Source organism: Rhizobium sp. SG741 (genome assembly GCF_012275435.1).
Taxonomy (GTDB): Bacteria; Pseudomonadota; Alphaproteobacteria; order Rhizobiales; family Rhizobiaceae; genus Rhizobium; species Rhizobium lusitanum.
Window position 1 is genome coordinate 161,275 of sequence record NZ_JAAZQP010000004.1, and the last position, 26,661, is coordinate 187,935.

Here is a 26,661-nt window from a genome sequence, read left to right on the forward strand (position 1 = left end):
GAGACTGTCCGCCCAAGCGCATTGACATCCGGGATAGGGCCGTTTGCGACTTCAAGAAGTTCGAGCGGCCTTATCGCGTTTTGGGTAACGCTTTGCCTGGGCGGTAAATCCAGGCATGTTCCAATCAAGAATTCCAGAGTGTGACGCGGCTTCATAACGCTGTCATACTTACGGGTACATTTCGTCCCTCAAATCGGTGCCGCCTCGGTTCAAAGCCGCTTGCCGCACCGTATGAACCGACAAAGAGGAAGCTTATGACCGAGATTACGGCTGCACTGGTGAAGGAACTGCGCGAAAAGTCTGGCGCAGGCATGATGGACTGCAAGAAGGCGCTGATCGAAACCAACGGCGATATCGAAGCCGCGATTGACTGGCTGCGCGCCAAGGGCATCTCCAAGGCCGACAAGAAGTCCGGCCGTACCGCCGCTGAAGGCTTGATCGCCATTGCCGGCGCCGGTCACAAGGCCGTTGTCGTCGAGCTCAATTCTGAAACCGACTTCGTTGCCCGTAACGATGCCTTCCAGGAACTCGCTCGCGGCATCGCCGAAGTTGCACTGTCCACCGACGGCACGGTCGAAGCCATTTCGGCTGCGACCTATCCCGCATCCGGCAAGCCGGTCGCCGACACCATCAAGGACGCAATCGCAACCATCGGCGAGAACATGACGCTTCGTCGTGCGGCCAAGCTGGAAGTCGAGCACGGCGTCGTGGCGACCTACATCCACAACGCTGCCGGCGACGGTATCGGCAAGCTCGGCGTTCTGGTCGCCCTGAAGTCGGTCGGTGACAAGGCCGTTCTGACGTCGATCGGCCGCCAGGTTGCCATGCACATTGCTGCCACCAACCCGCTGGCTATCCGCGCCGAAGAAGTCGATGCCGCAGTCGCCGAGCGCGAACGCAACGTCTTCATCGAGCAGTCCCGCGAATCCGGCAAGCCGGAAGCCATCATCGAAAAGATGGTGGAAGGCCGCATGCGCAAGTTCTTCGAGGAAGTCGCTCTTCTCTCGCAGGCCTTCGTCATCAACCCGGACCTGACGGTCGCTGCTGCCATCAAGGAAGCTGAAAAGACCGCTGGCGCCGCGATCGAAGTCGTCGGCATGGCCCGTCTGCTCCTCGGCGAAGGCGTCGAGAAGGAAGAAACCGACTTCGCTGCCGAAGTTGCGGCTGTCGCCAAGGGCTGATTGGCAAAAAGAAGCCATCTCCCGGATTGGTGAAACCATATCAGGGAAAACCTCAGGGCATCGCGTGACAACGCGGTGCCCTTCGTGTATCCGGCTTTCACAATCATCCCCCGCGATCACTTCAAGGAGCCACGATGTCTCAGCCGATCTACAAGCGCGTACTGCTCAAGGCCTCCGGCGAAGCCCTCATGGGTAGCCAGGGGTTCGGTATCGATGTTACCGTCTCCGACCGGATTGCATCCGATATCGCCGAAGCGCGCGCAATGGGCGTCGAAGTCGGCGTGGTCGTCGGCGGCGGCAATATATTCCGCGGTGTCGCCGTGGCCTCCAAGGGCGGCGATCGCGTGACCGGCGACCATATGGGCATGCTCGGAACCGTCATCAATGCGCTGGCGCTGGCAACCTCGCTTCGCAAGCTCGACATCGAGACCGTCGTGCTCTCGGCCATTTCCATGCCGGAGATCTGCGAGAGTTTCTCGCAGCGCGCCACGCTCTATCATCTCTCGCTGGGCCGTGTGGTGATCTTTGCTGGTGGCACCGGAAATCCGTTCTTCACCACTGATTCAGCAGCCGCATTGCGCGCCGCCGAAATGGGCGCGCAGGCCATCTTCAAGGGCACGCAGGTCGACGGCATCTATTCCGCCGATCCGAAGAAGTTTCCGGATGCCGAGCGTTTCGATCATCTGACCCACAGTCAGGTGCTGGAAAAAGGGCTGGCGGTCATGGACGTAGCCGCCGTGGCGCTTGCGCGGGAAAATTCAATTCCGATCATCGTTTTCTCTATCCACGAGAAGGGCGGCTTCGCGGAAATCTTGACCGGCGGCGGCCGCAAGACCATCGTATCAGACAACTGACGTTCCTGTGGCGCCGGGTATGCCCGGCGTCGCCTTATTACAGGGGAGTATAGACATGAGTGAAGGCACTGACCTCAAGGAATTGAAGCGCCGCATGGACGGCGCCATCGCGGCATTCAAGAGCGATATCGCCTCGCTGCGCACCGGCCGCGCATCCGCTAACATTCTGGATCCGGTTACGATCGAAGCCTATGGTTCGCGCATGCCGCTGAACCAGGTGTCCAACATCACCGTGCCGGAAGCGCGCATGTTGACCGTATCGGTATGGGACAAGGCGATGGTCGGTGCCGTCGAGCGCGCGATCCGCGAATCCAATCTCGGCCTCAATCCCATCATCGACGGCCAGAATCTGCGCATCCCGCTGCCGGAGCTCAACGAGGAGCGCCGCCGCTCGCTGGTCAAGGTCGCGCACGAATACGCCGAGAAGGCCAAGGTCGCGATTCGCCATGTTCGCCGTGACGGCATGGATGGCCTCAAAAAGGCCGAAAAGGATGGTGTAATCGGTCAGGATGAGAGCCGCTCCCTCTCCGAGCGTGTGCAGAAGATGACGGATGAGACGATTTCGGATGTCGACCGCTTGCTAGCCGACAAAGAAAAGGAAATCATGCAGGTCTAATCGTACGCTGGGGTGTCGTGCTTTCGATTTGGAAACATTGAAAGCGGTGACGGCGCCCTAGATTACGAGATCAGAGCATTCTTCCCGCCGAACGAAACCGGACCCATATGTCAGATCCTACGTTTTCTGCCGTACCCGAACACGTTGCCATCATCATGGACGGCAATGGGCGCTGGGCCAACGCGCGCGGCCTGCCGCGCACCATGGGCCACCGCAAGGGCGTGGAGGCAGTTCGGGAAACTGTTCGAGCGGCTGGTGATATCGGCGTGAAGTATCTCACGCTTTTCGCCTTTTCCTCCGAGAACTGGCGTCGCCCCGAGACCGAGGTGAGCGACCTGCTGGGGCTCCTCAAGGCGTTCATCCGGCGGGATCTTGCCGAGCTTCATCGTCAGAATGTGCGGATCCGCGTCATCGGCGACCGCAGCAATCTGCGCGGCGACATTCTGCCGTTGCTGATCGAGGCTGAGGAGACCACCCGGGACAATACGGCCCTGACGCTGGTCATCGCCTTCAACTACGGCTCTCGCGACGAGATTGCCCGCGCCGTCGTCAGCCTGGCGAAGGATGTCGAAGCCGGGCGGCTGCGTCCGCAGGATATCAGCCCGGAGCTTTTGGACGCCCGCCTGGATACCGCGGGAATTCCCGATCCGGACCTCATTATCCGCACGAGCGGCGAGGAGCGGCTATCGAACTTCCTTTTGTGGCAGGCCGCCTATTCGGAATTCATGTTCATGCCGGAATACTGGCCCGATTTCAGCCGTGACCTGTTCTTCGCCGCGCTGGAGAAATATGCCGCGCGCGACCGGCGCTTTGGCGGCCTCTCCGGCAAGCAGGCGGCGGCCGTGGGGTCCTGATGAGCCGTGAACTCAGGCTGCGCGTCATCTCCGGCATCGTCCTTGCCGTTATTGTTCTTGCGGCTACCTGGTATGGCGGCCTGAGTTTTCGCCTTCTGGCGGCGGCAATCGGCCTGCTCGTCTACTATGAATGGTCGACGATAGCTGACTTGCACGGACGCGATCCCCAGGGAAATGCGCTCGGCTGGCTCGGTCTGGTGCTGATCGCCGGCGCAACGCTGATGAGCGAATCGGTCTATTCCATCGAGGTTCTGGTTGCCTTTGTCGCGGCGACGACGATTATGGTTGCCGTTCGGCGGACGACCTGGTGGCTGCCGGGCGGCATATTCTATTCCGGATTGACAGCGATCGCCCTTGCCGAGATTCGCGACGATGATCTGCGCGGCTTCGTGTTGATGCTGTTCGTCTTCGCGACGGTATGGGCTACCGATATATTTGCCTATTTCGTCGGCCGGGCGATCGGCGGTCCGAAGCTTGCGCCCCGCATATCGCCTGGCAAGACCTGGTCGGGCGCAATCGGCGGTGCCGTTGCCGCCATCATCGCGGGAACCGCTGTTGTCTGGAGCTTCTTTTCCGCCGATGATTTGAGGATCCCGGTGCTTGCGCTGGTGCTGTCGGTTTGCAGCCAGATCGGCGACTTGTTTGAGTCTTTCATCAAGCGCCGTTTCGGTGTGAAGGATTCCAGCCATCTGATTCCAGGCCATGGCGGCGTCATGGATCGAGTCGATGGACTAATTTTTGCTTGTTTTGCAGCGTTTTTGTTGGCTATCGTAATATCGCTGACAATGAGCGGCGAGACCTTGTCATTGGGCGGCGTTCTGCTCGGGGTCTGAAATTAACGCGAACAGGATCGTTGCATGGGTGGCGCGGCTAGCTTCATTGGTTTTTTGACGAACAACGTCATAACGTTTGTTTTCGTCCTGTCGCTGCTCGTTTTCGTGCACGAGATGGGTCACTATCTGGTCGGGCGCTGGTCCGGTATCCGCATCATGGCATTTTCGATCGGTTTTGGCCCCGAAATCTTGGGGCATACTGATCGGCACGGCACGCGCTGGAAGCTTTCGCTCATTCCGCTCGGCGGCTATGTGCGCTTCTTTGGCGACGAGGATGCCTCGAGCAAGACCGATACGGATCAACTCGCGGCCATGACGGAAGAAGAGCGCGCCCAGTCCTTCGCAGGAGCCAAGCTCTGGAAGCGGGCGGCAACCGTTGCCGCCGGTCCGATCGCAAACTTCATTCTCGCCATAGCAATCTTTGCCGTTCTTTTCAGTGTCTACGGTCGCACCGTCGCCGATCCGGTCGTCGCCATGGTGACGCGTGATGGCGCCGCTGCAGAAGCCGGTATCGAGCCCGGCGATCGGCTGATGGCCATCGACGGTGTCAAGGTGAAGACCTTTGACGAAGTGCAGCGCTATGTCGGCCTGCGTCCTGGTCGCACGATCGTTCTGACGGTCGAGCGCGACGGCCAGATGCGCGATTTCCGTATCATGCCGAAGCTGGTGGAGGACACCGATCAATTCGGCAACAAGATGGAGATGGGCCGCATAGGCATCGCGCTCGTAGATCCACTGATCACAGGCGTAGAGCCGAATGGACCAGCGGCAAAGGCCGGCATAGTGGCCGGAGATCGCCTGATCGCCGCGGATGGCAACGCTATAGCGACCTACTACGATATCGGCCGCTATATCGGTGACCGCCCCGGCAAGAGCATCGTACTGACGATACAGCGCAACGGCGAGATACGCGATTTTCCGATTGTGGCTGAAACGCTGACGGAAACGGATGCCTCCGGCAACAAGAAGGATGTCGGCAGCATCGGCATTGCGCCGATCGATCCGTTGGTGGCGTCGATCGCTCCGGATAGCCCCGCTGAAGCTGCCGGTCTTGAACTCGGCGACCGCATCCTTTCCGTCGATGGACAGGCCGTGGGCTCCATCAGCGAAGTGCAGCGTTACGCCGCCTCTCACGCGGACAAGCCCGTGTCCCTGTCCGTCGAGCGCGGCGGCCAGGCACGCGATGTGACGGTTACGCCGAAGAAATCCGCGGAGACCGATATTTTCGGCGCGCAGATCGAAATAGCCACCATCGGCATCACCGACGGTCAGAAGCCGATCAGGCTGCGCTACGAAGCCTACGGGCCGTTCCAGGCGCTTGGCGAAGGGGTGAAGCAAACGGGCAGCATCGTCTCCGGCACCTTCGAATATATCGCCAACGTTATCGGCGGCTACATGAAGGCCGACCAGCTTGGCGGGCCGATTCGGGTTGCGCAGCTGTCCGGACAAATGGCAACCTTAGGTTTCTCTGCGGTGCTCCAGTTCGCCGCCATACTTTCTGTTTCAATAGGGTTATTAAATTTGATGCCCGTCCCGGTACTTGATGGCGGCCATCTGATGTTCTATGCGATTGAAGCCGTCAGGGGAAAACCCTTGGGTGCACGGGCACAGGATATCGCTTTCCGGATCGGATTTGCGATGGTGCTGTCACTCATGGTGTTTGCGACATGGAACGATATTAGTTCCCGAATAGGCTAGTGGGGCAACGCGAGAGGAAATTACGATTTATTTACGATGTTTCAAAGCTGTAGTGGCGAATGGGTCACGCTTTGAAATGAAGTAAACGGAAATTAACTTGCTCCCTTGCTTGTATGTCAAAAGCGGGTAAAACGACACACGTGGCCGGAATCGGGTTCGCCTGGGGCTGGGGACGACTGAAAAAAAGGTAAGAAGTGAAAATGAAGGCTGGTTCAAGATTATTGAACGCAGTGTCGGCGGTAGCGCTGTCTGCTGGTGTTGTTGCGTCGGGCGCTGGTGTTATCACCCTTGCCTCTACCTCAGTCGCGGAGGCCGCTGTTATCCAGCGGATTGATGTTCAGGGAGCTGGGCGCGTCGGCGCGCAAGCTGTTCGAGACAACATCACGATCAAGCCTGGCAAGAGCTTCTCGCCAAGCGATATCGATGCATCGGTGAAGCAGCTTTACGCCACCGGGTATTTCTCCGACGTCCATATGACCGTTTCGGGCAGCGCCCTGGTCATATCGGTCAAGGAGAATCAGCTCATCAACGCCGTGGTCTTCAACGGCAACCGCAAGATCAAGGACGACAAGCTGCAGGGGATCGTTCAGACCCACGCTGCCGGCCCCTATAACGAGGCCACCGTCCAGGCTGACGTCAAGACCATCAAGGATGCCTATGCCGCCATCGGCCGTAACGATGTGCAGGTAACGACGCAGACCGCCGAGGTCGCTCAGGGTCGTCTCAACGTCGCTTTCGTCATCAACGAAGGTGATCGTACCAAGATCGACAAGATCAATTTCTCGGGCAATCAGGCTTACAACAGCGGCCGTCTCGCTTCGGTGATCAGCACGAAGAAGAGCAACTTCCTGTCGTTCCTGACCCGCAAGGACGTTTACAGCCCGGACCGTCAGCAGGCTGACCAGGATGCGCTGCGTCAGTTCTACTACAACCATGGTTACGCCGACTTCCGCGTCGTCAGCGCCGATGCGACGCTGAACGAGCAGAACAACGAATACACGCTGAACTTCAATGTCGATGAAGGTCCGCGTTACACCTATGGCGACATCAATGTCATCTCGACGGTCGACGGCATCAATGCCGAGGATCTTAAGGGCCTGGTCATCACCCACAAGGGCGATGTCTACAGCGCCAAGGATATTCAGACTTCGATCGAGAATATTTCGAAGCGCGTGGCTTCCGCCGGCTATCCGTTCGCCCGCATCACGCCGCGCGGCAACCGTGATCTGACCGGTCATACGATCGGCATCGAATACCTGGTCGATCAGGGCGAGCGCGCCTATGTCGAGCGTATCGAAATCCGCGGCAACACCCGCACACGCGACTACGTTATCCGCCGCGAGTTCGACCTGAATGAAGGCGATGCCTTCAACCAGGAAATGATCACGCGCGCCAAGCGTCGCCTCGACGCACTCGGCTATTTCACCAAGGTTGACATCACCACGGCACAGGGCAGTGCTCCGGACCGTGTCGTCGTCGTCGTCAATGTCGAAGATCAGCCGACCGGCTCGTTCGGTATCGGTGCCGGTTACGCCGTCGGCAACAACGGTGGTCTGCTGCTGGAAGCTTCGGTTGAGGAAAAGAACTTCCTCGGCCGCGGTCAGTACATCCGCATTGCTGCGGGTGCCGGCACGGAAGGCAATCGTACCTACAACATCTCGTTCACCGAGCCCTACTTCCTCGGTTATCGTCTCGCTGCAGGTTTCGATATCTTCAAGAACCAGACGTCGAGCGACGACTTCTACGACTATTCGGAGGAAGGCTTCTCGCTGCGTGTGACCGCGCCGATCACCGAGAACTTGGCGACGACCCTGCGCTACAACTACAAGCGCCTGACATACGACGGCACGAACGATTGGCAGAACAATCTTTCAAATCCATATCTCAACCTCGTCGAGAACGGCCCTTGGGTGCAGTCGACGATTTCGCAGACCTTTACCTACAACACGTTGGATGACCAGAATCTGCCGCGTGAAGGTATTATCGCCAAGTTCACGCATGAATATGCGGGCCTGGGTGGCGACTCCGACTTCTACAAGCTGAGTGGCAAGGCGCGTTACTACAAGATGATCAGCGACGAAGCCGATATTATCGGCTCGCTGACAGTCGGTGCTGGCTACGTGATGCCGACGGATGGCAAGCTGAACGTCTTCGACCAGTTTACGCTTGGTGGTCGTGAAATCCGCGGCTTTGAGAATGCCGGTATTGGTCCGCGCTCGTCCAACGGCGATCCGCTGGGCGGCACGACCTACTTCACGGCTTCGGCGGAAGCAAGCATGCCGATGCCGGGTGTTCCGCAGGATATCGGTCTGCGCATTGCAGCCTTTGCCGATGCGGGTAGCCTCTACGGTAACAAGGCCAATCTGTTCGGCGACATCCTGCATAACGACAGCTCCATCCGAGCTTCGCTTGGTGCTGGTCTGATCTGGTCTTCGCCGTTCGGCGTCATCCGTGTTGACTATGCCGTGCCGGTTCTCAAGGAAGATTACGACAAGACTGAGAATTTCCGGTTTGGCATCGCCAACCAGTTCTGATATCGGCAGCCTAGAACAACGGGCTTGAACACCGTTCTGGAGCTGGTGCTTATGGAACATATCGGTTTCTTCCCGCCCCACGGTGGCGTCAGCTTACGAGAGTTGGCTGAACATCTTGGGGCGGATCTTATTGATGCGACCTTCGCGGAGGTCGTCATCAAGTCGATAGCTCCTGTCTATAGGGCAGGTGAAGGCGACATTTGTTATATCCTTTCCCGGAAGAATCGCGCCGAGCTTGAGACGTGCAAGGCTTCGGCGATCATTTGCCTGCCGGCGCTGAAATCCTTCGTCCCAGCGCACATTCCGGTGCTTCTCTCCAGGAAGCCGCATACGGACTTTGCGCTTGCCGGAGCGTTGTTGCATCCGGAAGCTATGCGTCCGATCGCGTTCACGTCGAACCCCGGCGTGATCGCTCCTGGTGCCGTCATTGATGCCACAGCCAAGCTGGAAGCCAATATCGGTGTGGAGCCGGGCGCGGTCATTGGACCTGGCGCCGAGATCGGCGAGGGCACGTGGATCGGTGCCAATGCGCTTATCGGACCGGGTGTAAAGATCGGACGAAATTGCACCATCGGCGGTGGCGCAAGCATACTCTGCTCGTACCTCGGTAATGGCGTCATCATTCACAATGGCGCGCGTATCGGCCAGGATGGTTTCGGTTATGCGCCAGGGCCTCGCGGCATGGTGAAGATCGTGCAGATCGGCCGCGTCATCATCCAGGATAATGTCGAGATCGGCGCCAATACTACGATTGATCGCGGCACGATGGATGATACCGTGATCGGCGAGGGCACCAAGATCGACAATCAGGTCCAGATCGGACATAACGTTCGCATTGGCCGCCATTGCGCCGTCGTCAGCCAGGTCGGCATAGCCGGCAGCACGCTGATTGGTGACGGTGTGCAAATCGGCGGTCAGGCGGGGCTGAACGGCCATATTCACATTGGCGACGGTGTACAGATCGGCGCCAAGAGCGGTGTTATGAATAGCATTCCGGCGGGCGAGCGTTACGCTGGTCATCCGGCGCGGCCCCTGTGGGATTTTCTGAGGGAATCGGCAGAGATCGCGAAGCGGTCGGGAGCCAGAGAAAAGAAGGACGGGAGTGCGGAGCATGATTGAGGAAGCCAAGACATCATTGTCGTCGGCTGACGTTCTGGAAATTATGAAGCTTTTGCCGCATCGCTATCCCTTCCTGATGGTCGATAAGATCATCGAGATCGATAGCGATAATTCCGCGATCGGCATCAAGAACGTGACGGCAAACGAGCCGCAATTCACCGGGCACTTTCCAGGTTCCCCGATCATGCCGGGCGTACTGCTCATCGAAGGCATGGCTCAGACGGCAGGCGCGATCTGCGCCCGCAAGGATGGCATCGGCGGCAATCTCGTCTATTTCATGACGATCGATAATGCCCGTTTCCGCAAGCCGGTCGTTCCCGGTGACCGCGTCGAATTCCATGTCGTCAAGCAGAAGCAGCGCGGTACGATCTGGAAGTTCCATTGTGATGCCAAGGTCGATGGCATCCTGGTTGCCGAAGCCGATATCGGCGCGATGATTGTGAGGAAGGATCAGGACGAGGCATGAGCAGCATCGCAAAAAGCGCGAGCATTCATAAGTTCGCGGTCGTTGAGGATGGTGCCATCATCGGCGAGAACGTCGAGATCGGGCCTTTCTGCCACGTCGGCCCCAAGGTCGTGCTGCATGATAATGTCCATCTGCTGACGCATGCCATCGTCACCGGTCGCACGACGATCGGCAAGGGAACGAAGATATTTCCGATGGCCATTGTCGGTGGCGACCCGCAGAGCGTTCATCACGGCGGCGAAGAGACGACGCTGGATGTTGGTGAGAACTGCACGATACGTGAAGGCGTGACGATCAATACCGGCACGGCCGACTACGGCGGCAAGACGATTGTCGGCAACAACAATCTGTTCCTCGCCAATTCCCATGTCGCGCATGATTGCCGCGTCGGCAACAATGTCATCATGTCCAACAATGTCATGCTGGCGGGGCATGTGACCATCGAAGATCGCGCCATTCTGGGCGGTGGCTGCGCCGTGCACCAGTTCACCCGCATCGGTCGGCAGGCTTTCATCGGAGGACTTTCGGCTGCAAGCTACGATGTCATTCCCTACGGCATGCTGAACGGAAATCCAGGCGTGCTGTCCGGCCTCAACATTGTCGGCATGACGCGCGCAGGCATAGACCGCGCGGTCATTCACAGGGTTCGACGCGCCTACAAGGGTATCTTCGAAGGCGAAGGTTCGATCCGCGACAATGCCGCGGCGATCCGTGACGAATATGCCGATTGCAAGGAAGTGATTGAGATCCTCGATTTCATCGCAGCCGATAGCGATCGCGCACTGTCGTCGCCCAATCGCGGCAAGAGTTGACGGTGGTCTCCGCCGGCCAAGACGGCAAGGGTAGGTTGGCGATCATCGCGGGCAGTGGTTTTCTCCCGGCTTACGTTGCTGAAGCTGCCCGCCAGGCCGGCGAAAATCCTGTCATCATTGCGTTGACGAACGAGGCGGATAGGGATTGGTCCGCTTTTGATCACGCCAATCTCGGTGTCGGCAATTTCGCCGGCCTTGAAATCACGTTCCGTCGCTATGGCGTTGACCGGGTCGTCATGTCCGGCGGCGTCGCGCGCCGTCCGCCTTGGCGGGAGGTGCATCCGACGTGGCGCGTGATCAAAGAATTACCCTCGACTATCCGCACGCTTCTTTCCGGCGGCGATAATGCCGTGCTGCAGATGGTCATCCGCTTGATCGAGGCCGGTGGCGTCCGCGTCGTCGGTGCGCACGAGATTGCGCCCGACCTGCTGGCGACCACCGGGCCGCTCGGGCGGCACGCACCCTCGCAAGAGGATTTGCGCGATATCGCCCAAGGTGCGAAGGCAGCCGACGCGCTTGGGCTTTTGGATGTCGGCCAGGGCGCCGTCAGCGTCGGTGGCCGTGTAGTGGCGCTTGAGGGCGCCGAGGGCACGGACAAGATGATCGAGCGTGTTGCCGGCTTGCGTGCCGAGGGCCGTATATCGACGCGCCGTCGCGGCGTACTGGTCAAGCTCTGCAAACCCCAGCAGGATGTGCGCGCCGATCTGCCCTCGATTGGTGTCTCGACTGTGCTGAACGCCAAGAAGGCCGGCCTTGCCGGCGTTGCGGTGGAAGCGGGCAGGGCGCTGGTTCTCGACCGTGAGGCGGTGATTGCCGCGGCCGACGAAGCCGGCATCTTCGTCTGCGGTATCGATCGTGGTCTGAGCGCGGAGGGCTTCATGTGAGCGGCGCTCCCTTGAAGCTAGCTGTCGTTGCGGGAGAGGTTTCCGGCGATCTGCTGGGCGGCGATCTCGTCGCGGCGTTGAAGCGGCGCCTTGGCGGTCCCGTGGAGTTGATCGGCGTCGGCGGCGAGGCGCTGGAAGCGCAAGGCCTGCGCTCGCTTTTCGATTATTCCGAATTGTCAATCATGGGCTTCATCCAGGTGATCAAGAGACTGCCGAAACTGCTTGCCCGCATCCGGCAGACGGCCGAAGCCATTATCGCGGCCAAGCCCGATGTGCTTCTGATCATTGATAGCCCGGATTTCACCCACCGCGTGGCGAGAAGGGTGCGCAAGGCATTGCCCGGCCTTCCGGTCATCAACTATGTCTGCCCCAGCGTCTGGGCGTGGAAGGAATACCGTGCGCGGGAAATGCTCGCCTATGTCGATCATGTGCTGGCCGTGCTGCCGTTCGAGCCGGAAGCCATGCAGCGCTTGGGTGGGCCGGCGACAACCTATGTCGGCCATCGCCTGACGGTGGACGTCGATCTGCTGAAGACGCGCCGACAACGCGCGGTGCGCGGCACGAGTGCTGCCGACGCCCCAATGACGATCCTTCTTCTCCCGGGGTCGCGCGCTTCGGAAATCCGCCAGCTCCTGCCGGTTTTTGAGCGGGCTACCGATGAACTTAGCCGGCGAAACGATGGCGTCCGGTATCTGCTGCCGACGGTGCCGAGGCAGGAGGCCCTAGTGCGGTCGCTTCTCGAAAATTGGAGCATCAAGCCGGATATCCTCGTTGGTCAGGATGCGAAGTGGAAGGCCTTTGCGCACGCGGATGCCGCCATGGCAGCGTCTGGCACGGTGATCCTGGAGTTGGGGCTTGCCGGCGTTCCGGTGGTCTCGACTTACAAGACGGAATGGCTGGCCAGATTTGTGATGGCGCGCATCAAGGTATGGACGGCGGCCTTGCCGAACCTGATTGCCGATTACGCTGTCGTGCCTGAGCTCATCAACGACATTTTGCGGCCCGGCCTGCTGGCCCGCTATATGGAGCGCCTGTCGAACGACACGCCTGAGCTATCGGCAATGCTCGCGGGCTATGATGTCGTCTGGCAGCGCATGCAGACGGAGGAGCCGCCTGGTGACAAGGCGGCCGCGATCCTCCTGGAGGTCTTGTCCAATAAAAAAACCGGTCATTTCTGACCGGTTTTTTGTTTCAAGTCCGGAGCTTAGCGCTTGGAGACCGGAACGTATTCGCGCGGCGGTTCGCCGGTATAGAGCTGGCGCGGACGGCCGATGCGCTGATGCGGATCCTCGATCATCTCGTTCCACTGAGCGATCCAGCCGACGGTACGGGCAAGCGCGAACAGCACTGTGAACATGGTGGTGGGGAAGCCGAGGGCCTTCAGCGTGATGCCGGAGTAGAAGTCCACGTTCGGGTAGAGCTTCTTCTCGATGAAGTATTCATCGGTCAGCGCGATGCGTTCCAGCTCTATCGCGATGTCGAGCAGCGGATCGTCCTTGATGCCGAGTTCGCCGAGAACCTCATGCGCCGTCTTCTGCATGATCTTGGCGCGCGGATCGTAGTTCTTATAAACGCGGTGGCCGAAGCCCATCAGGCGGAACGGATCGTTCTTGTCCTTGGCGCGTGCGATGTATTCCGGAATGTGGTCGACAGAGCCGATTTCCGTCAGCATGTTCAGCGCGGCTTCGTTGGCGCCGCCATGAGCAGGGCCCCAGAGGCAGGCGATGCCTGCAGCGATGCAGGCAAACGGGTTTGCGCCAGAGGAGCCTGCGAGGCGAACCGTCGAGGTCGAAGCGTTCTGCTCGTGGTCGGCATGCAGGATGAAGATACGGTCCATGGCGCGTGCCAGCACCGGATTGACGACATACTCTTCGCAGGGAACGGCAAAGCACATGCGCAGGAAGTTCGATGCGTAATCCAGATCGTTCTTCGGATAAACGAAGGGCTGGCCGATATGGTACTTGTAGGCCATGGCGGCAAGCGTCGGCATCTTGGCGATCATACGCAGGCTCGCGACCATGCGCTGATGCGGATCGGTGATGTCCGTCGAGTCGTGATAGAAGGCTGACAGAGCGCCGACGCAGCCGCACATGACGGCCATCGGATGCGCGTCGCGGCGAAAGCCGGTGAAAAAGCGCGACATCTGCTCATGCACCATGGTGTGGTGCACGACGCGATAGTCGAAGTCCTTCTTCTGTGCGGCCGTCGGCAGTTCGCCGTAGAGCAGCAGGTAGCATACTTCGAGGAAATCGCCGTGTTCGGCCAGTTGTTCGATCGGATAGCCGCGATGCAGCAGAACGCCTTCGTCGCCATCAATATAGGTGATGCTGGACTCGCACGACGCGGTCGAGGTGAAGCCAGGATCGTAAGTGAAAGTGGAGGTGTTCTTATAAAGGGCACCAATATCAATGACACTCGGGCCGATGGTCCCGGTTTTGACCGGCAGGTCTACCGTCTTCTCACCCCAAGTTAGTTTCGCGCTTTGTTCCGTCATGCTGATCCTCCAAGATTTGGCGGGATTGACGCCATAAAAAGCGCCAAAAGGTTAAGCGACTACCGACTAGCTATATGATCCAGAGCCTAATGCCAAGTTATCCTAATGCCGAATTGTGCGTTGCGGTATCAACTTTTGGGCAATGCAGTAGGGCATTTGATCCCCCCGTTCCGGTAAATGGCGCAATTTGGCAGTGGGTGTGCCGATTTTGGTTGAATTCACCGAATGGTGACGGCAAAAATCGCGTCATAGCTGTAGTTTTGCGTGGGGCAGGCAGTGAATGCCTAATTTAGAGGCACCGGAGCAGCAGGAGGATGGCAGGAATCTTCCTGGGCCTGCAGAGCCTCACCATGCCGCCACGCCCCTTGTTTCTCGTGCCAAAGCGGAGCAGCGGGAGCGGACGCAGGATCAGGCGCCGCCGGTCGCGCGTTTCTACCTGGCTGTCAGTCGCATCAGATCCTTTGTTTGGCGCCTGATCGAAGAGGAGGCCGCGCATGGTCGTGCCATCCTGTTTGCGCCGATCTATATGGGCCTCGGCACGATCTTCTGGTTCAAGGCCGATATCGATCCGCCGCCGCAGACGGTCCTTGCTGCGCTTCTGGTCCTGGCTGGCAGCTTTCTTTTCAGGCGCGAAGCGGGCCGCGTGCTTCGGCATGTCCTCTTCGCCGGCATGCTGGTTTGTCTGGGCATGGCTCTGGCACAGTGGGAAAGCTGGCGGGCATCGACCGTCATGCTCGACTCGGCTGTGACCACGACCGTCACAGGTCGGATCGAAAGGCGAGAATCCTACGATAACGGAGGTTGGCGATACGTCGTCAAAGTCGACAAGACAGAAAAGCCGGCCATTCGCAGACCGCCGGAGCGCGTCACCATTTTCGTGCGCAAACAGGCAGAACCGTTCAACCTCGGCGACCGCATCCAGGGCAAGGCGCGACTGACGCCTCCGGCCGGACCTGCTCTGCCTGATCTCAACGATTTCGCGTTCAGTTCCTATTTCAACGGCATCGGTGCAAACGGCTTTGCCTTTGGAAAGCCGACCCTGCTGTCACCGGCCAGTGATGTTGCGGCGGATTCGGTGTCGGACAAGGCGGATATCTGGCTTGCCGGCCTGCGCAACAGCATAGGCGACAGGATTAGAAGAACCTTGCCCGGCGACACCGGCGCTTTCGCGGCCTCACTTGTCACCGATGAGAGACGCGCGCTTTCGGACGAAACGACCGAAGCGCTGCGAATGGCCGGGCTCACGCATATCATTGCCATTTCCGGCCTCAACATGGCGCTTTCGGCCGGTATCTTCTATATCGGCCTGCGCTATCTGTTCAGCCTGTTTCCCGGCATGGCGCAGGCGTGGCCGACCAAGAAGATAGCCGCTTTCGGCGCGCTGGTAACCCTGACGGCTTACTATCTCATTTCCGGCTTTGGCGTGTCGGCCGAACGCGCCTTCATCATGATGGCGATCATGCTGGTTGCCGTGCTCTTCGACCGGCCGTCGATCAGTCTGCGCAACGTTGCGCTCTCGGCAATCGTCATTCTCAGCCTGTCGCCGTCGCAGGTGCTCGGACCGAGCTTTCAGATGTCCTACGCCGCGACGCTGGCGCTGGTATCCGGCTACACGCTTTGGAAACGGCGCCAGCATCGGGAAAATATTCTTTCGCGCTCCAGGCTCCTGAGCCCCCTGCTGTTCGTTACGCGCTTCTTCGGCGGCATATTGTCGACCTCCTTCATTGGCGGCGCGTCGACGGCGATCTTCTCGATCGAGCATTTTCACCGGTTGGCGACATACGGACTTGCAGCCAATCTCGCTGCGATGCCGATAGTCTCCTTCGTCGTCATGCCGTTTGGCATGGCGGCAATGTTGCTTATGCCATTTGGCCTCGACGGGCCCTTTTGGCAAATCACCGGCGAGGGACTGGAGTTGGTCATCGCTATCGCCAAAACGGTGGCGGGGTGGGGCGGCGATATTACCTTCGGCCGCCAGCCCGCCTGGCTTATGCCGACGTTCATCACAGGCTTTCTGCTCATGACGATGTTGCGAACGAGCGTGCGCCATGTGGGCCTGCTGTTGCTGCTTTCTTCCCTCGGCGTGGCAGCATTCGGCTCTGGCGTGCCCAAACCGGATCTCATGATTTCCGAGGATGGTGTTCTGGTTGCCTTGCGACAGGACGACATACTGGCAACAAATCGCGAAAGGCCGCAGGCTTTCATTTTCGAACAGTGGCAGAGGGCGCTGGTTGCGAGCGAGCATCAACCTCCGACTATCCTTCCTGTTAATAGCCGCCTTCCCCAGATCAGCAAGACGGATCATCGCCGGCGATTGAGCGTCGAAGAGCAGGGCGCAGTTCGCAAGGCAATGGATGAAGCACTCGACCAGGCCATGCAGGGCAGTTTTGCTTGCCAAAAGGGCGCATGGTGCGTCGCGATGCTTGAAAATGGCGCGATGCTGGTCACCATCGAGGACGCAGCTTACCTGTCGCCGGCCTGCGATACGGCCAATATCGTCGTCACTCCCGTACGACTACGCCTGGATCGCTGCCGCTCCGGCGCCATGCTTTTCACAGGCGCCACATTGCGGCAAACAGGGTCCATTGAGATGGACCTCAGCACCGACAAGCCAAATGTGGTTACTGCGTTCGAAAATCCACAGCGCCCATGGGCTCGGCACAGAACCTACGATTGGCGCACAGGCACATTCGGCGCGCCGATCGTCCGAGCATCACCGGTCAGTGATAACGGCGAATGAGGCCAACGAGCTTGCCTTGCACCTTGACGCGATCCGGCCCGAAGATGCGGGTCTCATAAGCGGGATTGGCTGCCTCGAGCGCGATGGAGGCCCCCTTGCGGCGGAAGCGCTTCAGCGTCGCTTCCTCGTCGTCGACGAGCGCGACGACGATATCGCCCGGATTGGCAGTCGTTGCATTGCGAATGATGACCGTATCGCCGTCAAAAATGCCGGCATCGATCATTGAATCGCCTCTTACTTCCAGCGCATAATGCTCGCCCGAGCCGAGCATGTCGGCAGGGACGGTTATGTCGTGGGTATTGTTTTGGATGGCCGAGATCGGAACGCCAGCGGCGATGCGGCCCATGACCGGTACCGAAACAGAGCTGTTCTGGTCGTCGTTCGCCACTTTTGGCGGAGCAGGCGGCGCAACTGGCTGGGGTTTGCCAAGGCTGCCTTCGATGACGCTCGGCGAAAAGCCGCGGCGCGGCTGCAGGCTTGGATTATAGGCATCCGGCAGCTTGATGACCTCAAGCGCTCTGGCCCTGTTCGGTAGCCGGCGGATGAACCCTCGTTCCTCCAAAGCCGTGATCAGACGGTGAATACCGGATTTGGATGCAAGATCCAGCGCGTCCTTCATCTCGTCGAAAGATGGTGGCACGCCGGACTCCTTCATCCGTTCGTGAATGAAGAGAAGCAGTTCCTGCTGCTTGCGCGTCAACATCGTCTTGGAACCCCAGAATCGAGAAAAGCGTGAAACAAATCCAGAACGGACACTATATGTTCCATATGTGTTCCGCAAGTACTTAAATTTCGGTAAAGCTTTGCACGGACAGTTAAATATTCGACATCACTGGGTGGACCCGATAAAAGTCTCATATGGTTATATCCGCGCTAACATATCGGAAAACATAAGGAAATGCTCTTTAGTGCTTCATTGGGCGCATGCAGCCTACCTTGAGTAGCTGACGCATGGATGAAAGCCATTTTCACGACATGCGATTCCGGTACCGATCAAAGAATCAGCCGCGTGATCTGGCGTCTTCGACAGGACATGCGGTCGTCTTGCGCCTCTATCGTCTTGCTTTCATCTTGAATTGGAGGATGGATGGGCGCAAACCTGCGGGCGCAGGAAAATAGGAGACATCATGACTTTGTCGCCGCATCCGCTGGATCATCTCGTATTGCCGACCGTCAATCTCGCTTTGGCGCGCGAGCGGCTCGGCAAGCTCGGTTTCACCGTCGCGCCCGACGCCCGGCATCCGTTCGGCACCGAGAATGCCTGCGTCTTCTTTGCGGACAAGACCTATCTTGAACCGCTGGCAGTGGCATCCCCTGAGCAATGTGAGGAGAGCGTCGGCGCGGGGAATGTCTTCGTTGCGCGCGATCAGGCCTATCGCTTCCGGCTCGGTGAAGACGGCTTTTCAGCCGTGGTGTTCGGCTCGGAGGATGCTGTCGCCGATGATGAGCGCTTTCGGGTAAGCGCCATCTCGGCGGGACGCATGCTGGATTTCTCGCGTCCCATGAAAATGCCGGATGGAACGGAGACCGTCGCCGGTTTTCGTCTCGCTTTCGCCGCCGATCTGCGTGCGCCGGATTTTCTGGCCTTCTGCTGCCAGCGCATCAATCCGCTGCCGGCCGATCGCAGCGTGCTGGAGCGCCATGAAAACGGCGTCACCGGCATTGCGCGGGTGGCGATATCGACACCCACCCCGGCCGCGTTCCGCACTTTCTTCGAAGCGATCGTCGGTGAACCCTGGATATCGGAACATTCTTTCGGTCTGACGATCAGGGCGGCCAATGCCGATATCGAGCTCCTGACGCCGGCAGGCATGGAAGCGTTTTACGATTTGCCTGTTCACTCGGACGATCCCGGCTTGCAGGCGCGCGCAATCCTTTTCAAAACACGCGATCTTTCCGTGACATCGTCGCATTTCGCTGCTAACGGCGTCACCTACACGCGTAAGAACAATCGTATATTGACAAGGCTGGCCCCCGGACCGGGCGCCCTGTTCGCCTTCGAGGAGATAGCATGAGCACGAATTCTGAAGTGATCGTCGGCGAGGGAGCCTCCAAGGTTCTGTTTTCCAACACCGCCAAGCTGTCGCTTATTGCTGGTCCGTGTCAGATGGAAAGCCGCGAGCATGCTTTTATGGTTGCTGGCGTCCTGAAGGAACTCTGCGGCAAGCTTGGCATCGGCCTTGTCTACAAATCCTCCTATGACAAGGCGAACCGGACTTCGCTCTCCGGCAAGCGCGGCATCGGCCTTGAAAAATCCATGGAAGTCTTTGCCGATCTGAAAAAGGAATACGGTTTTCCGGTCTTGACCGACATTCACACGGAAGAGCAGTGTGCTGTCGTCGCCAAGACGGTCGATATCCTGCAGATCCCGGCCTTCCTGTCGCGCCAGACAGACCTGCTGGTTGCCGCCGCCAAGACCGGCCGCGTCGTCAACGTCAAGAAGGGACAGTTTCTGGCTCCCTGGGACATGAAGAACGTGCTTGCCAAGCTGAACGACAGCGGTAACCCGAACATTCTTCTGTGCGAGCGCGGCGCCTCCTTCGGCTACAATACGCTGGTCTCCGACATGCGCTCGCTGCCTATCATGGCGGCGATGGGCGCGCCGGTGATTTTCGATGCGACCCATTCCGTGCAGCAGCCCGGCGGGCAGGGCGGTTCGACGGGCGGCGATCGCCGATTCGTCGAGACGCTGGCGCGCGCCGCCGTCGCCGTCGGCGTCGCCGGCGTTTTCGTCGAGACGCATGAAGATCCGGACAATGCGCCGTCGGACGGCCCGAACATGGTCTATCTGAAGGATATGCCGCGGCTTCTTGAGAAGCTGCTTGCCTTCGACGCCATCGCCAAGGCTTGAGAAATATCAGGCATTCAACAGGCTGACATGTATTTGCGTTACGGGGCCTGCAGGAGTGCGAAATCGGGGTGCGGAGCGGCATTGTAATTTCCGCGTCTTCGATTAAGACCATTTCAATCGATTTATAAACCAGCGAGCAGGAAGCTATCATGACCGCAATCACCGACATTATCGCCCGCGAGATTCTCGACAGCCGTGGCAATCCGACTGTCGAAGTCGATGTCTACCTCGAAGATGGCAGCATGGGCCGCGCGGCGGTTCCGTCGGGTGCGTCGACCGGCGCGCATGAAGCCGTCGAGCTTCGCGACGGCGGCAAGCGCTATCATGGCAAGGGCGTGGAGAAGGCTGTCGAAGCCGTTAATACCGAGATATTCGACGCGATCGGCGGCATGGACGCTGAAAATCAGATCCAGATCGACGACATCATGATCGAGCTTGACGGCACGCCGAACAAGTCCCGCATCGGCGCCAATGCCATCCTCGGCGTATCGCTCGCCGCCGCCAAGGCAGCTGCCCAGAGTGCAAACCTGCCGCTCTATCGCTACGTCGGCGGCGCTCACGCTCGCCTGCTCCCGGTTCCGATGATGAACATCATCAACGGCGGCGCCCATGCCGACAATCCGATCGATTTCCAGGAATTCATGATCCTGCCGCTCGGTGCAGACACTTTCCGCGATGCCGTGCGCATGGGCTCGGAAGTATTCCACGTCCTCAAGAAGGAACTGGCTTCGCAGGGTCATAACACAAATGTCGGTGACGAAGGTGGCTTTGCGCCTGGCCTCTCCAGCGCCCCTGCCGCTCTCGACTTCATCATGAAGTCGATCGAAAAAGCCGGCTACAAGCCGGGCGAAGAAATCGCTCTTGGCCTTGATTGCGCTTCGACCGAGTTCTTCAAGGACGGCAAGTACGTGCTCGAAGGCGAAGGCCGCACGCTGGAATCCGGCGCCATGGCCGAATATCTCGCTGAACTCGCCGCCAACTACCCGATCGTTTCGATCGAAGACGGCATGGCCGAGGACGACTGGGAAGGCTGGAAGACGCTCACCGACCTGATCGGCAAGAAGACGCAGCTCGTCGGCGACGACCTGTTCGTCACCAACTCCGCTCGTCTGCGCGATGGCATCCGCATGGGCGTCGCCAACTCGATCCTCGTCAAGGTCAACCAGATCGGCACGCTGACGGAAACGCTCGACGCTGTCGAAACCGCGCACAAGGCCAACTACACGGCCGTCATGTCGCACCGCTCCGGTGAAACCGAGGACTCGACCATCGCCGATCTCGCGGTTGCCACCAACTGCGGTCAGATCAAGACCGGCTCGCTGTCGCGCTCCGATCGTCTTGCCAAGTACAACCAGCTCATCCGCATCGAAGAAGGTCTCGGCCCGCAGGCGAAGTATGCCGGCCGCTCCATTCTTCGTGGCTGAGCTTGACCCGCAGGATCCGTCGGATTTTGCTGTTCATATTCGCTGATCTTGAACCGCGCCCTCGGGCGCGGTTTTTTGTTGGGCGCGCGGTAGAGTCAACGGACGGTTAATCTCTCACGGCTAAAGTTGCTCTAGGTGTTTGATTTGACGTGATCTTATCCGCAGCCGCAATGCTTCCGTCGCATCGTCTGAGGTTTGAGATTGCCTACGGCAGGGCGTTTCGAGCGAGTATGTGGACAAAATATCATAAGAAGAGAAGGTTCGGCCGTTTCGTCCTTCCCGCCGTAACTGTCGCTTTTGTTAGCTACTTCGGCTATCACTGTGTGCACGGCGACTACGGCCTGAAGGCGACCGAGGTTTTCGAGCGGCGTCGGCTCGACCGCAGCAAGGAACTTGCCGATCTGGTCGCGAAGCGCGAGCACCTCGAAAAAGAGGTCGCTCTGCTCAGTGACGGCTCTCTGGACAAGGATATGCTCGACCAATATGCGCGCTATCAGTTGACCTATTCCAAGGCGAACGAGATCGTCATTTTCAACAAATAGCCATAATTAACCGGATTTCGGTTAATCATTCTTTTTGTAGTTATAACAATAACTTACGAAGAATATGAGCCATGCAATTATAGCATTGCTGTGGCGAACAATCTTGCCTATGTTACGCCTCACCATAAAACGAGGCTACTCACACAGGGAGGGTTGAATGGCGCCGCGAAAAACCGCGTCCGTTTCCAGCCGCAAGACAGTATCCAAGCCCGCCAAGGACACCAATGGCGGTCCGATCGCGGATTTCGACCGTGATGCTGAGCTCAAGGCTTATCGTGAGATGCTCCTGATCCGCCGTTTTGAAGAGAAGGCCGGCCAGCTTTACGGCATGGGCTTCATCGGCGGCTTCTGTCACCTTTACATTGGTCAGGAAGCTGTCGTCGTCGGCATGCAGATGGCTTTGAAGGACGGCGACCAGGTCATTACCGGTTATCGCGACCACGGGCACATGCTTGCAACCGGCATGGAAGCACGCGGCGTCATGGCCGAGCTCACTGGGCGCCAGGGCGGCTATTCCCGAGGGAAGGGCGGCTCCATGCACATGTTCTCCAAGGAAAAGAATTTCTACGGCGGCCACGGCATCGTCGGCGCGCAGGTCTCGCTCGGCACCGGTCTCGGTTTTGCCAACTGGTATCGTGGCAATGACAATGTCAGCGTCGCCTATTTCGGCGATGGCGCCGCCAACCAGGGCCAGGTCTACGAAAGCTTCAACATGGCGCAGCTTTGGAAGCTGCCTGTGATTTTCGTGATCGAGAACAACCGTTACGCCATGGGTACGTCGACGGCGCGCGCCACCGCGCAGGCCGATTTCTCCAAGCGTGGTGCGTCCTTCGGCATCCCGGGCATCCAGGTCGATGGCATGGACGTTCGCGCCGTCAAGGCTGCGGCTGACGAGGCTGTCGAGCACTGCCGTTCCGGCAAGGGCCCGATCATCTTGGAAATGCTGACCTATCGTTATCGTGGTCACTCCATGTCGGACCCGGCCAAGTATCGTTCCAAGGACGAAGTGCAGAAGATGCGCTCCGAACATGATCCGATCGAACAGGTTCGTGTTCGCCTTCTCGAAAAGGGCTGGGCAACGGAAGACGATCTCAAGGGTATCGACAAGGATGTTCGCGATATCGTCGCCGACAGTGCCGATTTCGCCCAGAACGATCCTGAGCCGGATGCCTCCGAGCTCTACACCGACATTCTGCTCTAAATCGGGGAGGGACATCCATGCCCATCGATATCCTTATGCCCGCCCTTTCTCCGACGATGGAAGAGGGCACCCTTTCGAAATGGCTCAAGAAGGAAGGCGACAAAGTCGTTTCCGGTGACGTCATTGCCGAAATCGAAACCGACAAGGCGACCATGGAAGTGGAAGCCGTCGACGAAGGCACGATCGGCAAGCTGCTGGTCGACGCCGGCACCGAAGGCGTCAAGGTCAACGCCAAGATCGCCATCCTTCTGCAGGACGGCGAATCCGCTTCCGATATTTCCGCCGTCAAGGCAGCGCCCGCTGCCGAGCCTGCCAAGGTCGAAACGCCTGCAGCGGCCGCTCCCGCGCCGGCACCTGTTCCGGCTCAGCCCAAAGCCACTCCCGCCGATCCGGAAATCCCGGCCGGCACGGAAATGGTGTCGATGACGGTGCGTGAAGCGCTGCGCGACGCGATGGCCGAGGAAATGCGCGCCAATCCGGACGTTTTCGTCATGGGTGAGGAAGTCGCCGAATATCAGGGCGCCTACAAGGTCACCCAGGGCCTGCTGCAGGAGTTCGGTCCCCGCCGCGTTGTCGACACCCCGATCACCGAGCATGGCTTCGCCGGTATCGGCGTCGGTGCCGCCATGGCCGGCCTTCGCCCGATCGTCGAGTTCATGACCTTCAACTTCGCCATGCAGGCGATCGACCAGATCATCAACTCCGCCGCCAAGACGCTCTATATGTCCGGCGGCCAGATGGGCGCACCGATCGTCTTCCGCGGCCCGAACGGCGCGGCAGCTCGCGTCGGCGCTCAGCACAGCCAGGACTATGCCTCCTGGTACAGCCACATTCCCGGCCTCAAGGTCGTCATGCCCTATACGGCAGCCGACGCCAAAGGCCTGCTCAAGGCGGCGATCCGCGATCCGAACCCGGTCATCTTCCTCGAGAACGAAATTCTCTACGGCCAGCACTTCGACGTGCCGAAGCTTGATGATTTCGTTGTACCGATCGGCAAGGCCCGCATCCATCGTCCCGGCAAGGATGTCACGGTCGTATCCTTCGGTATTGGCATGACCTATGCCACCAAGGCCGTGGCCGAGCTGGAAGCCCAGGGCATCGATGTCGAGCTCATCGACCTGCGCACCATCCGTCCGATGGATCTTCCGACGGTTATCGAATCCGTCAAGAAGACCGGCCGCCTTGTCACGGTCGAGGAAGGCTATCCGCAGTCCTCCGTCGGCACGGAAATCGCCACCCGCGTCATGCAGCAGGCTTTCGACTATCTCGATGCGCCGATCCTGACGATTGCCGGCAAGGACGTGCCCATGCCTTACGCCGCCAACCTCGAAAAGCTGGCGTTGCCGAATGTCGGTGAAGTGGTCGATGCGGTGAAAGCCGTTTGCTACAAATAAGGGGAGGGCTCATCGATGCCTATCAACATCACCATGCCTGCCCTCTCGCCGACCATGGAAGAGGGCAACCTCGCCAAGTGGCTGGTCAAGGAAGGCGATAAGATCAAGTCCGGCGACGTCATCGCCGAGATCGAGACCGACAAGGCAACGATGGAAGTCGAAGCCGTCGATGAAGGCACAGTCGCCAAGATCGTCGTTCCCGCCGGCACCGAAGGCGTGAAGGTCAATGCCTTGATCGCTGTGCTCGCCGGCGATGGCGAGGACGTTGCCGCTGCCGCCTCTGGTGCTGGTACCGCTCCGGCTCCTGCCGCGGCCCCCAAGGCGGAAGCAGCTCCTGCGGCTGCGCCGGCTACAACACCTGCTGCAGCAAGCGTCGCGGCTCCCGCTGCATCCGCTCCGGCCCCGGCAGCAACGGATGGTCATCGCACCTTCGCTTCGCCGCTCGCACGTCGCCTTGCCAAGGAAGCCGGCGTCGATGTGACGGCAGTTGCCGGCTCCGGCCCGCATGGCCGCGTGGTCAAGAAGGATATCGAAGCCGCGATATCAGGCGGTACTGCCAAGGCTGCTCCATCGGCAGCGCCAGCCGCACAGCCTGCTGCTGCTCCGGCCGCAGCACCTAAGGGCATGTCGGAAGAGACCGTCCTCAAGCTGTTCGAGCCCGGTTCCTACGAGCTCGTACCGCATGACGGCATGCGCAAGACCATCGCCAAGCGCCTGCAGGAATCCAAGCAGACCATCCCGCATTTCTACGTCTCGGTCGATTGCGAACTCGACGCGCTGCTGGCGCTTCGCACGCAGCTCAACGATGCCGCTCCGAAGTCGAAGGACGGCGCGCCGGCCTACAAGCTTTCGGTCAACGACATGGTGATCAAGGCCCTGGCTCTTGCGCTGCGTGACGTGCCGGATGCCAACGTCTCCTGGACCGACAGCAATATGGTCAAGCACAAGCATGCCGATGTCGGCGTTGCCGTTTCCATTCCGGGCGGTCTGATCACGCCGATCATCCGCAGTGCCGAACTGAAGACGCTCTCCGCCATCTCCAACGAGATGAAGGACTACGGCAAGCGCGCCAAGGAGCGCAAGCTGAAGCCGGAGGAGTATCAGGGCGGCACGACCGCCGTATCGAACATGGGCATGATGGGCGTCAAGAACTTCGCCGCCGTCGTCAACCCGCCGCATGCGACCATTCTGGCCGTCGGCGCGGGCGAGCAGCGGGTGATCGTCAGGAAGGGCGAGATGGCGATCGCCACCGTGATGAGCGTCACGCTGTCGACCGACCATCGTGCCGTCGACGGCGCGCTCGGTGCCGAACTCCTGGCGGCCTTCAAGGGCTACATCGAAAACCCGATGGGGATGCTCGTCTGAGCTTAGAGCCGGATGATTTTAGGTCTATTCGACCTAAAATCTGAATCCGCTCTGGAATGAAATAGGTAGAGCGTGATGTCGCCCGAAATCCCCTCACACTTTTCGGCATCACGCTCTCGTCGCGACACGGAGGCATGAATGACCAAAACTGTTCTGTGTTACGGCGACTCGCTGACATGGGGCTATAACGCGGAGACCATCGGCCGTCATGCCTACGAAGACCGGTGGCCGAGCGTGCTGCAAAGGGCGCTCGGCAATCAGGTTCGCATCATCCCGGAAGGGCTGAACGGCCGCACGACCGCTTTCGACGATCATCTCGCCGATTGCGACCGCAATGGTGCGAGGATTCTGCCGACGATCCTGCAGACCCACAACCCGCTCGATCTCGTCATCCTCCTGCTCGGCACCAACGACATGAAACCGGTCGTGGCGGGTGCCGCTTTCGCGGCCACGCAAGGTGTGCGGCGATTGATTCAGCTCGTGCGCAATCATACATGGGGGTTCGGTTACGACGTCCCGGATATTCTGATCGTGGCGCCGCCCGTCATCTCCGAAACGGCCAACCCGGTCTTTGCCGCCAACTATCGCGGCGCGATCGAGGAATCGGCAATGCTTGCGACGCTTTACCGTGATCTTGCCGATGAGGAGAGCTGCGGCTTCTTTGATGCAGGTTCGGTTGCCATCACCACGCCGCTCGACGGCGTGCATCTCGATGTGGAAAACACCCGGGCGCTCGGTCGCGGCCTAGAGCCGATCGTGCGGATGATGCTCGGTCTCTGATAAATTAAGGCGCCGGGGC

Annotated in this window: 23 protein-coding genes; 21 read left to right on the plus strand and 2 right to left on the minus strand. The window is 59.4% G+C overall.

Annotated elements, in window-relative coordinates:
• Positions 1–254 precede the first annotated feature (254 nt).
• From tsf to lpxB, 12 genes are all read left to right on the plus strand, one after another.
• A complete protein-coding gene (gene tsf / locus FHT29_RS12300; RefSeq protein ID WP_037201915.1) occupies positions 255–1,181 on the plus strand; it encodes a translation elongation factor Ts in 927 nt (308 codons plus the stop codon).
• Between the two features lie 134 nt (positions 1,182–1,315).
• A complete protein-coding gene (gene pyrH, locus FHT29_RS12305; RefSeq protein ID WP_034505151.1) occupies positions 1,316–2,035 on the plus strand; it encodes a UMP kinase in 720 nt (239 codons plus the stop codon).
• A 55-nt stretch (positions 2,036–2,090) separates the two neighbouring features.
• Complete coding sequence (gene frr / locus FHT29_RS12310) at positions 2,091–2,651, plus strand: ribosome recycling factor (protein ID WP_034505150.1); 561 nt, start codon at positions 2,091–2,093, stop codon at positions 2,649–2,651.
• A gap of 107 nt (positions 2,652–2,758) precedes the next feature.
• Positions 2,759–3,505: an isoprenyl transferase gene (locus FHT29_RS12315; RefSeq protein WP_037201917.1), complete on the plus strand. Its 747-nt coding sequence runs from the start codon at positions 2,759–2,761 to the stop codon at positions 3,503–3,505.
• Complete coding sequence (locus FHT29_RS12320) at positions 3,505–4,338, plus strand: phosphatidate cytidylyltransferase (protein ID WP_047557726.1); 834 nt, start codon at positions 3,505–3,507, stop codon at positions 4,336–4,338. Before FHT29_RS12315 ends, FHT29_RS12320 begins: the two co-directional genes overlap by 1 nt.
• A gap of 24 nt (positions 4,339–4,362) precedes the next feature.
• Positions 4,363–6,036 (plus strand): RIP metalloprotease RseP, encoded by a 1,674-nt coding sequence (gene rseP, locus FHT29_RS12325; protein ID WP_047557723.1) that lies wholly within the window; start codon positions 4,363–4,365, stop codon positions 6,034–6,036.
• A 200-nt stretch (positions 6,037–6,236) separates the two neighbouring features.
• Positions 6,237–8,570: an outer membrane protein assembly factor BamA gene (gene bamA / locus FHT29_RS12330; protein ID WP_037201925.1), complete on the plus strand. Its 2,334-nt coding sequence runs from the start codon at positions 6,237–6,239 to the stop codon at positions 8,568–8,570.
• A 51-nt stretch (positions 8,571–8,621) separates the two neighbouring features.
• The gene (gene lpxD, locus FHT29_RS12335; RefSeq protein ID WP_047557912.1) at positions 8,622–9,689 is read left to right on the plus strand and encodes a UDP-3-O-(3-hydroxymyristoyl)glucosamine N-acyltransferase; all 1,068 of its coding nucleotides are present in this window, start codon (positions 8,622–8,624) and stop codon (positions 9,687–9,689) included.
• Positions 9,682–10,155, plus strand: coding sequence for a 3-hydroxyacyl-ACP dehydratase FabZ (gene fabZ, locus FHT29_RS12340; RefSeq protein WP_047557719.1), 474 nt, complete (start codon positions 9,682–9,684; stop codon positions 10,153–10,155). The genes lpxD and fabZ overlap by 8 nt, the downstream gene beginning before the upstream one ends.
• Positions 10,152–10,967 carry an acyl-ACP--UDP-N-acetylglucosamine O-acyltransferase gene (gene lpxA / locus FHT29_RS12345; RefSeq protein ID WP_037201930.1) on the plus strand — a complete coding sequence of 272 codons (816 nt, stop codon included), beginning with the start codon at positions 10,152–10,154 and terminating at the stop codon, positions 10,965–10,967. Before fabZ ends, lpxA begins: the two co-directional genes overlap by 4 nt.
• Before the next feature lie 2 nt (positions 10,968–10,969).
• Positions 10,970–11,851, plus strand: coding sequence for an LpxI family protein (locus FHT29_RS12350; RefSeq protein ID WP_037201933.1), 882 nt, complete (start codon positions 10,970–10,972; stop codon positions 11,849–11,851).
• Positions 11,848–13,029, plus strand: a complete 1,182-nt coding sequence (gene lpxB, locus FHT29_RS12355) for a lipid-A-disaccharide synthase (protein WP_047557716.1) — start codon at positions 11,848–11,850, stop codon at positions 13,027–13,029. The genes FHT29_RS12350 and lpxB overlap by 4 nt, the downstream gene beginning before the upstream one ends.
• A 26-nt stretch (positions 13,030–13,055) precedes the next feature.
• Here lpxB and gltA read toward each other — a convergent pair whose 3' ends face one another.
• Positions 13,056–14,345 (minus strand): citrate synthase, encoded by a 1,290-nt coding sequence (gltA, locus tag FHT29_RS12360; RefSeq protein WP_034505135.1) that lies wholly within the window; start codon positions 14,343–14,345, stop codon positions 13,056–13,058.
• Positions 14,346–14,625: 280 nt separating this feature from the next.
• Here gltA and FHT29_RS12365 point away from each other — a divergent pair, with 280 nt between their 5' ends.
• Positions 14,626–17,085, plus strand: a complete 2,460-nt coding sequence (locus FHT29_RS12365) for a ComEC/Rec2 family competence protein (protein WP_210255440.1) — start codon at positions 14,626–14,628, stop codon at positions 17,083–17,085.
• Here the strand turns inward: FHT29_RS12365 and lexA are convergent.
• Positions 17,066–17,788, minus strand: a complete 723-nt coding sequence (lexA, locus tag FHT29_RS12370; RefSeq protein WP_037201940.1) for a transcriptional repressor LexA — start codon at positions 17,786–17,788, stop codon at positions 17,066–17,068. The two genes, FHT29_RS12365 and lexA, sit on opposite strands and share 20 nt — an antisense overlap.
• 424 nt (positions 17,789–18,212) lie before the next feature.
• Here lexA and FHT29_RS12375 point away from each other — a divergent pair, with 424 nt between their 5' ends.
• The 8 genes from FHT29_RS12375 (at position 18,213) to FHT29_RS12410 (ending at position 26,642) form a co-directional block, all read left to right on the plus strand.
• On the plus strand, positions 18,213–19,100 hold the full coding sequence (locus FHT29_RS12375; RefSeq protein ID WP_037201942.1) for a VOC family protein: 888 nt from the start codon (positions 18,213–18,215) through the stop codon (positions 19,098–19,100).
• Entirely contained in the window at positions 19,097–19,936 is an 840-nt protein-coding gene (gene kdsA, locus FHT29_RS12380) for a 3-deoxy-8-phosphooctulonate synthase (protein ID WP_047638060.1), read from the plus strand. The genes FHT29_RS12375 and kdsA overlap by 4 nt, the downstream gene beginning before the upstream one ends.
• Before the next feature lie 149 nt (positions 19,937–20,085).
• The gene (gene eno / locus FHT29_RS12385; protein ID WP_037201947.1) at positions 20,086–21,360 is read left to right on the plus strand and encodes a phosphopyruvate hydratase; all 1,275 of its coding nucleotides are present in this window, start codon (positions 20,086–20,088) and stop codon (positions 21,358–21,360) included.
• A 230-nt stretch (positions 21,361–21,590) separates the two neighbouring features.
• On the plus strand, positions 21,591–21,902 hold the full coding sequence (locus FHT29_RS12390; RefSeq protein ID WP_037201949.1) for a septum formation initiator family protein: 312 nt from the start codon (positions 21,591–21,593) through the stop codon (positions 21,900–21,902).
• A gap of 157 nt (positions 21,903–22,059) precedes the next feature.
• The gene (gene pdhA / locus FHT29_RS12395) at positions 22,060–23,103 is read left to right on the plus strand and encodes a pyruvate dehydrogenase (acetyl-transferring) E1 component subunit alpha (protein WP_034505126.1); all 1,044 of its coding nucleotides are present in this window, start codon (positions 22,060–22,062) and stop codon (positions 23,101–23,103) included.
• Positions 23,104–23,120: 17 nt separating this feature from the next.
• Positions 23,121–24,497, plus strand: a complete 1,377-nt coding sequence (locus tag FHT29_RS12400) for a pyruvate dehydrogenase complex E1 component subunit beta (protein ID WP_168599710.1) — start codon at positions 23,121–23,123, stop codon at positions 24,495–24,497.
• Positions 24,498–24,512: 15 nt separating this feature from the next.
• Positions 24,513–25,862 carry a pyruvate dehydrogenase complex dihydrolipoamide acetyltransferase gene (locus FHT29_RS12405; protein ID WP_168599711.1) on the plus strand — a complete coding sequence of 450 codons (1,350 nt, stop codon included), beginning with the start codon at positions 24,513–24,515 and terminating at the stop codon, positions 25,860–25,862.
• Between the two features lie 138 nt (positions 25,863–26,000).
• On the plus strand, positions 26,001–26,642 hold the full coding sequence (locus FHT29_RS12410; protein WP_037201958.1) for an SGNH/GDSL hydrolase family protein: 642 nt from the start codon (positions 26,001–26,003) through the stop codon (positions 26,640–26,642).
• The last annotated feature ends 19 nt before the right edge of the window (positions 26,643–26,661 follow it).

Coding starts and splice junctions, on each gene's coding strand:
- lpxD (WP_047557912.1), top strand. CDS start 8,622: ATGGAACATATCGGTTTCTTCCCGCCCCACGGTGGCGTCAGCTTACGA.
- FHT29_RS12315 (WP_037201917.1), top strand. CDS start 2,759: ATGTCAGATCCTACGTTTTCTGCCGTACCCGAACACGTTGCCATCATC.
- kdsA (WP_047638060.1), top strand. CDS start 19,097: ATGAGCACGAATTCTGAAGTGATCGTCGGCGAGGGAGCCTCCAAGGTT.
- FHT29_RS12400 (WP_168599710.1), top strand. CDS start 23,121: ATGCCCATCGATATCCTTATGCCCGCCCTTTCTCCGACGATGGAAGAG.
- FHT29_RS12320 (WP_047557726.1), top strand. CDS start 3,505: ATGAGCCGTGAACTCAGGCTGCGCGTCATCTCCGGCATCGTCCTTGCC.
- FHT29_RS12410 (WP_037201958.1), top strand. CDS start 26,001: ATGACCAAAACTGTTCTGTGTTACGGCGACTCGCTGACATGGGGCTAT.
- FHT29_RS12390 (WP_037201949.1), top strand. CDS start 21,591: ATGTGGACAAAATATCATAAGAAGAGAAGGTTCGGCCGTTTCGTCCTT.
- pdhA (WP_034505126.1), top strand. CDS start 22,060: ATGGCGCCGCGAAAAACCGCGTCCGTTTCCAGCCGCAAGACAGTATCC.
- bamA (WP_037201925.1), top strand. CDS start 6,237: ATGAAGGCTGGTTCAAGATTATTGAACGCAGTGTCGGCGGTAGCGCTG.
- lpxA (WP_037201930.1), top strand. CDS start 10,152: ATGAGCAGCATCGCAAAAAGCGCGAGCATTCATAAGTTCGCGGTCGTT.
- FHT29_RS12365 (WP_210255440.1), top strand. CDS start 14,626: ATGCCTAATTTAGAGGCACCGGAGCAGCAGGAGGATGGCAGGAATCTT.
- frr (WP_034505150.1), top strand. CDS start 2,091: ATGAGTGAAGGCACTGACCTCAAGGAATTGAAGCGCCGCATGGACGGC.
- FHT29_RS12405 (WP_168599711.1), top strand. CDS start 24,513: ATGCCTATCAACATCACCATGCCTGCCCTCTCGCCGACCATGGAAGAG.
- lexA (WP_037201940.1), bottom strand. CDS start 17,788: ATGTTGACGCGCAAGCAGCAGGAACTGCTTCTCTTCATTCACGAACGG.
- gltA (WP_034505135.1), bottom strand. CDS start 14,345: ATGACGGAACAAAGCGCGAAACTAACTTGGGGTGAGAAGACGGTAGAC.
- FHT29_RS12375 (WP_037201942.1), top strand. CDS start 18,213: ATGACTTTGTCGCCGCATCCGCTGGATCATCTCGTATTGCCGACCGTC.
- rseP (WP_047557723.1), top strand. CDS start 4,363: ATGGGTGGCGCGGCTAGCTTCATTGGTTTTTTGACGAACAACGTCATA.
- fabZ (WP_047557719.1), top strand. CDS start 9,682: ATGATTGAGGAAGCCAAGACATCATTGTCGTCGGCTGACGTTCTGGAA.
- tsf (WP_037201915.1), top strand. CDS start 255: ATGACCGAGATTACGGCTGCACTGGTGAAGGAACTGCGCGAAAAGTCT.
- eno (WP_037201947.1), top strand. CDS start 20,086: ATGACCGCAATCACCGACATTATCGCCCGCGAGATTCTCGACAGCCGT.
- pyrH (WP_034505151.1), top strand. CDS start 1,316: ATGTCTCAGCCGATCTACAAGCGCGTACTGCTCAAGGCCTCCGGCGAA.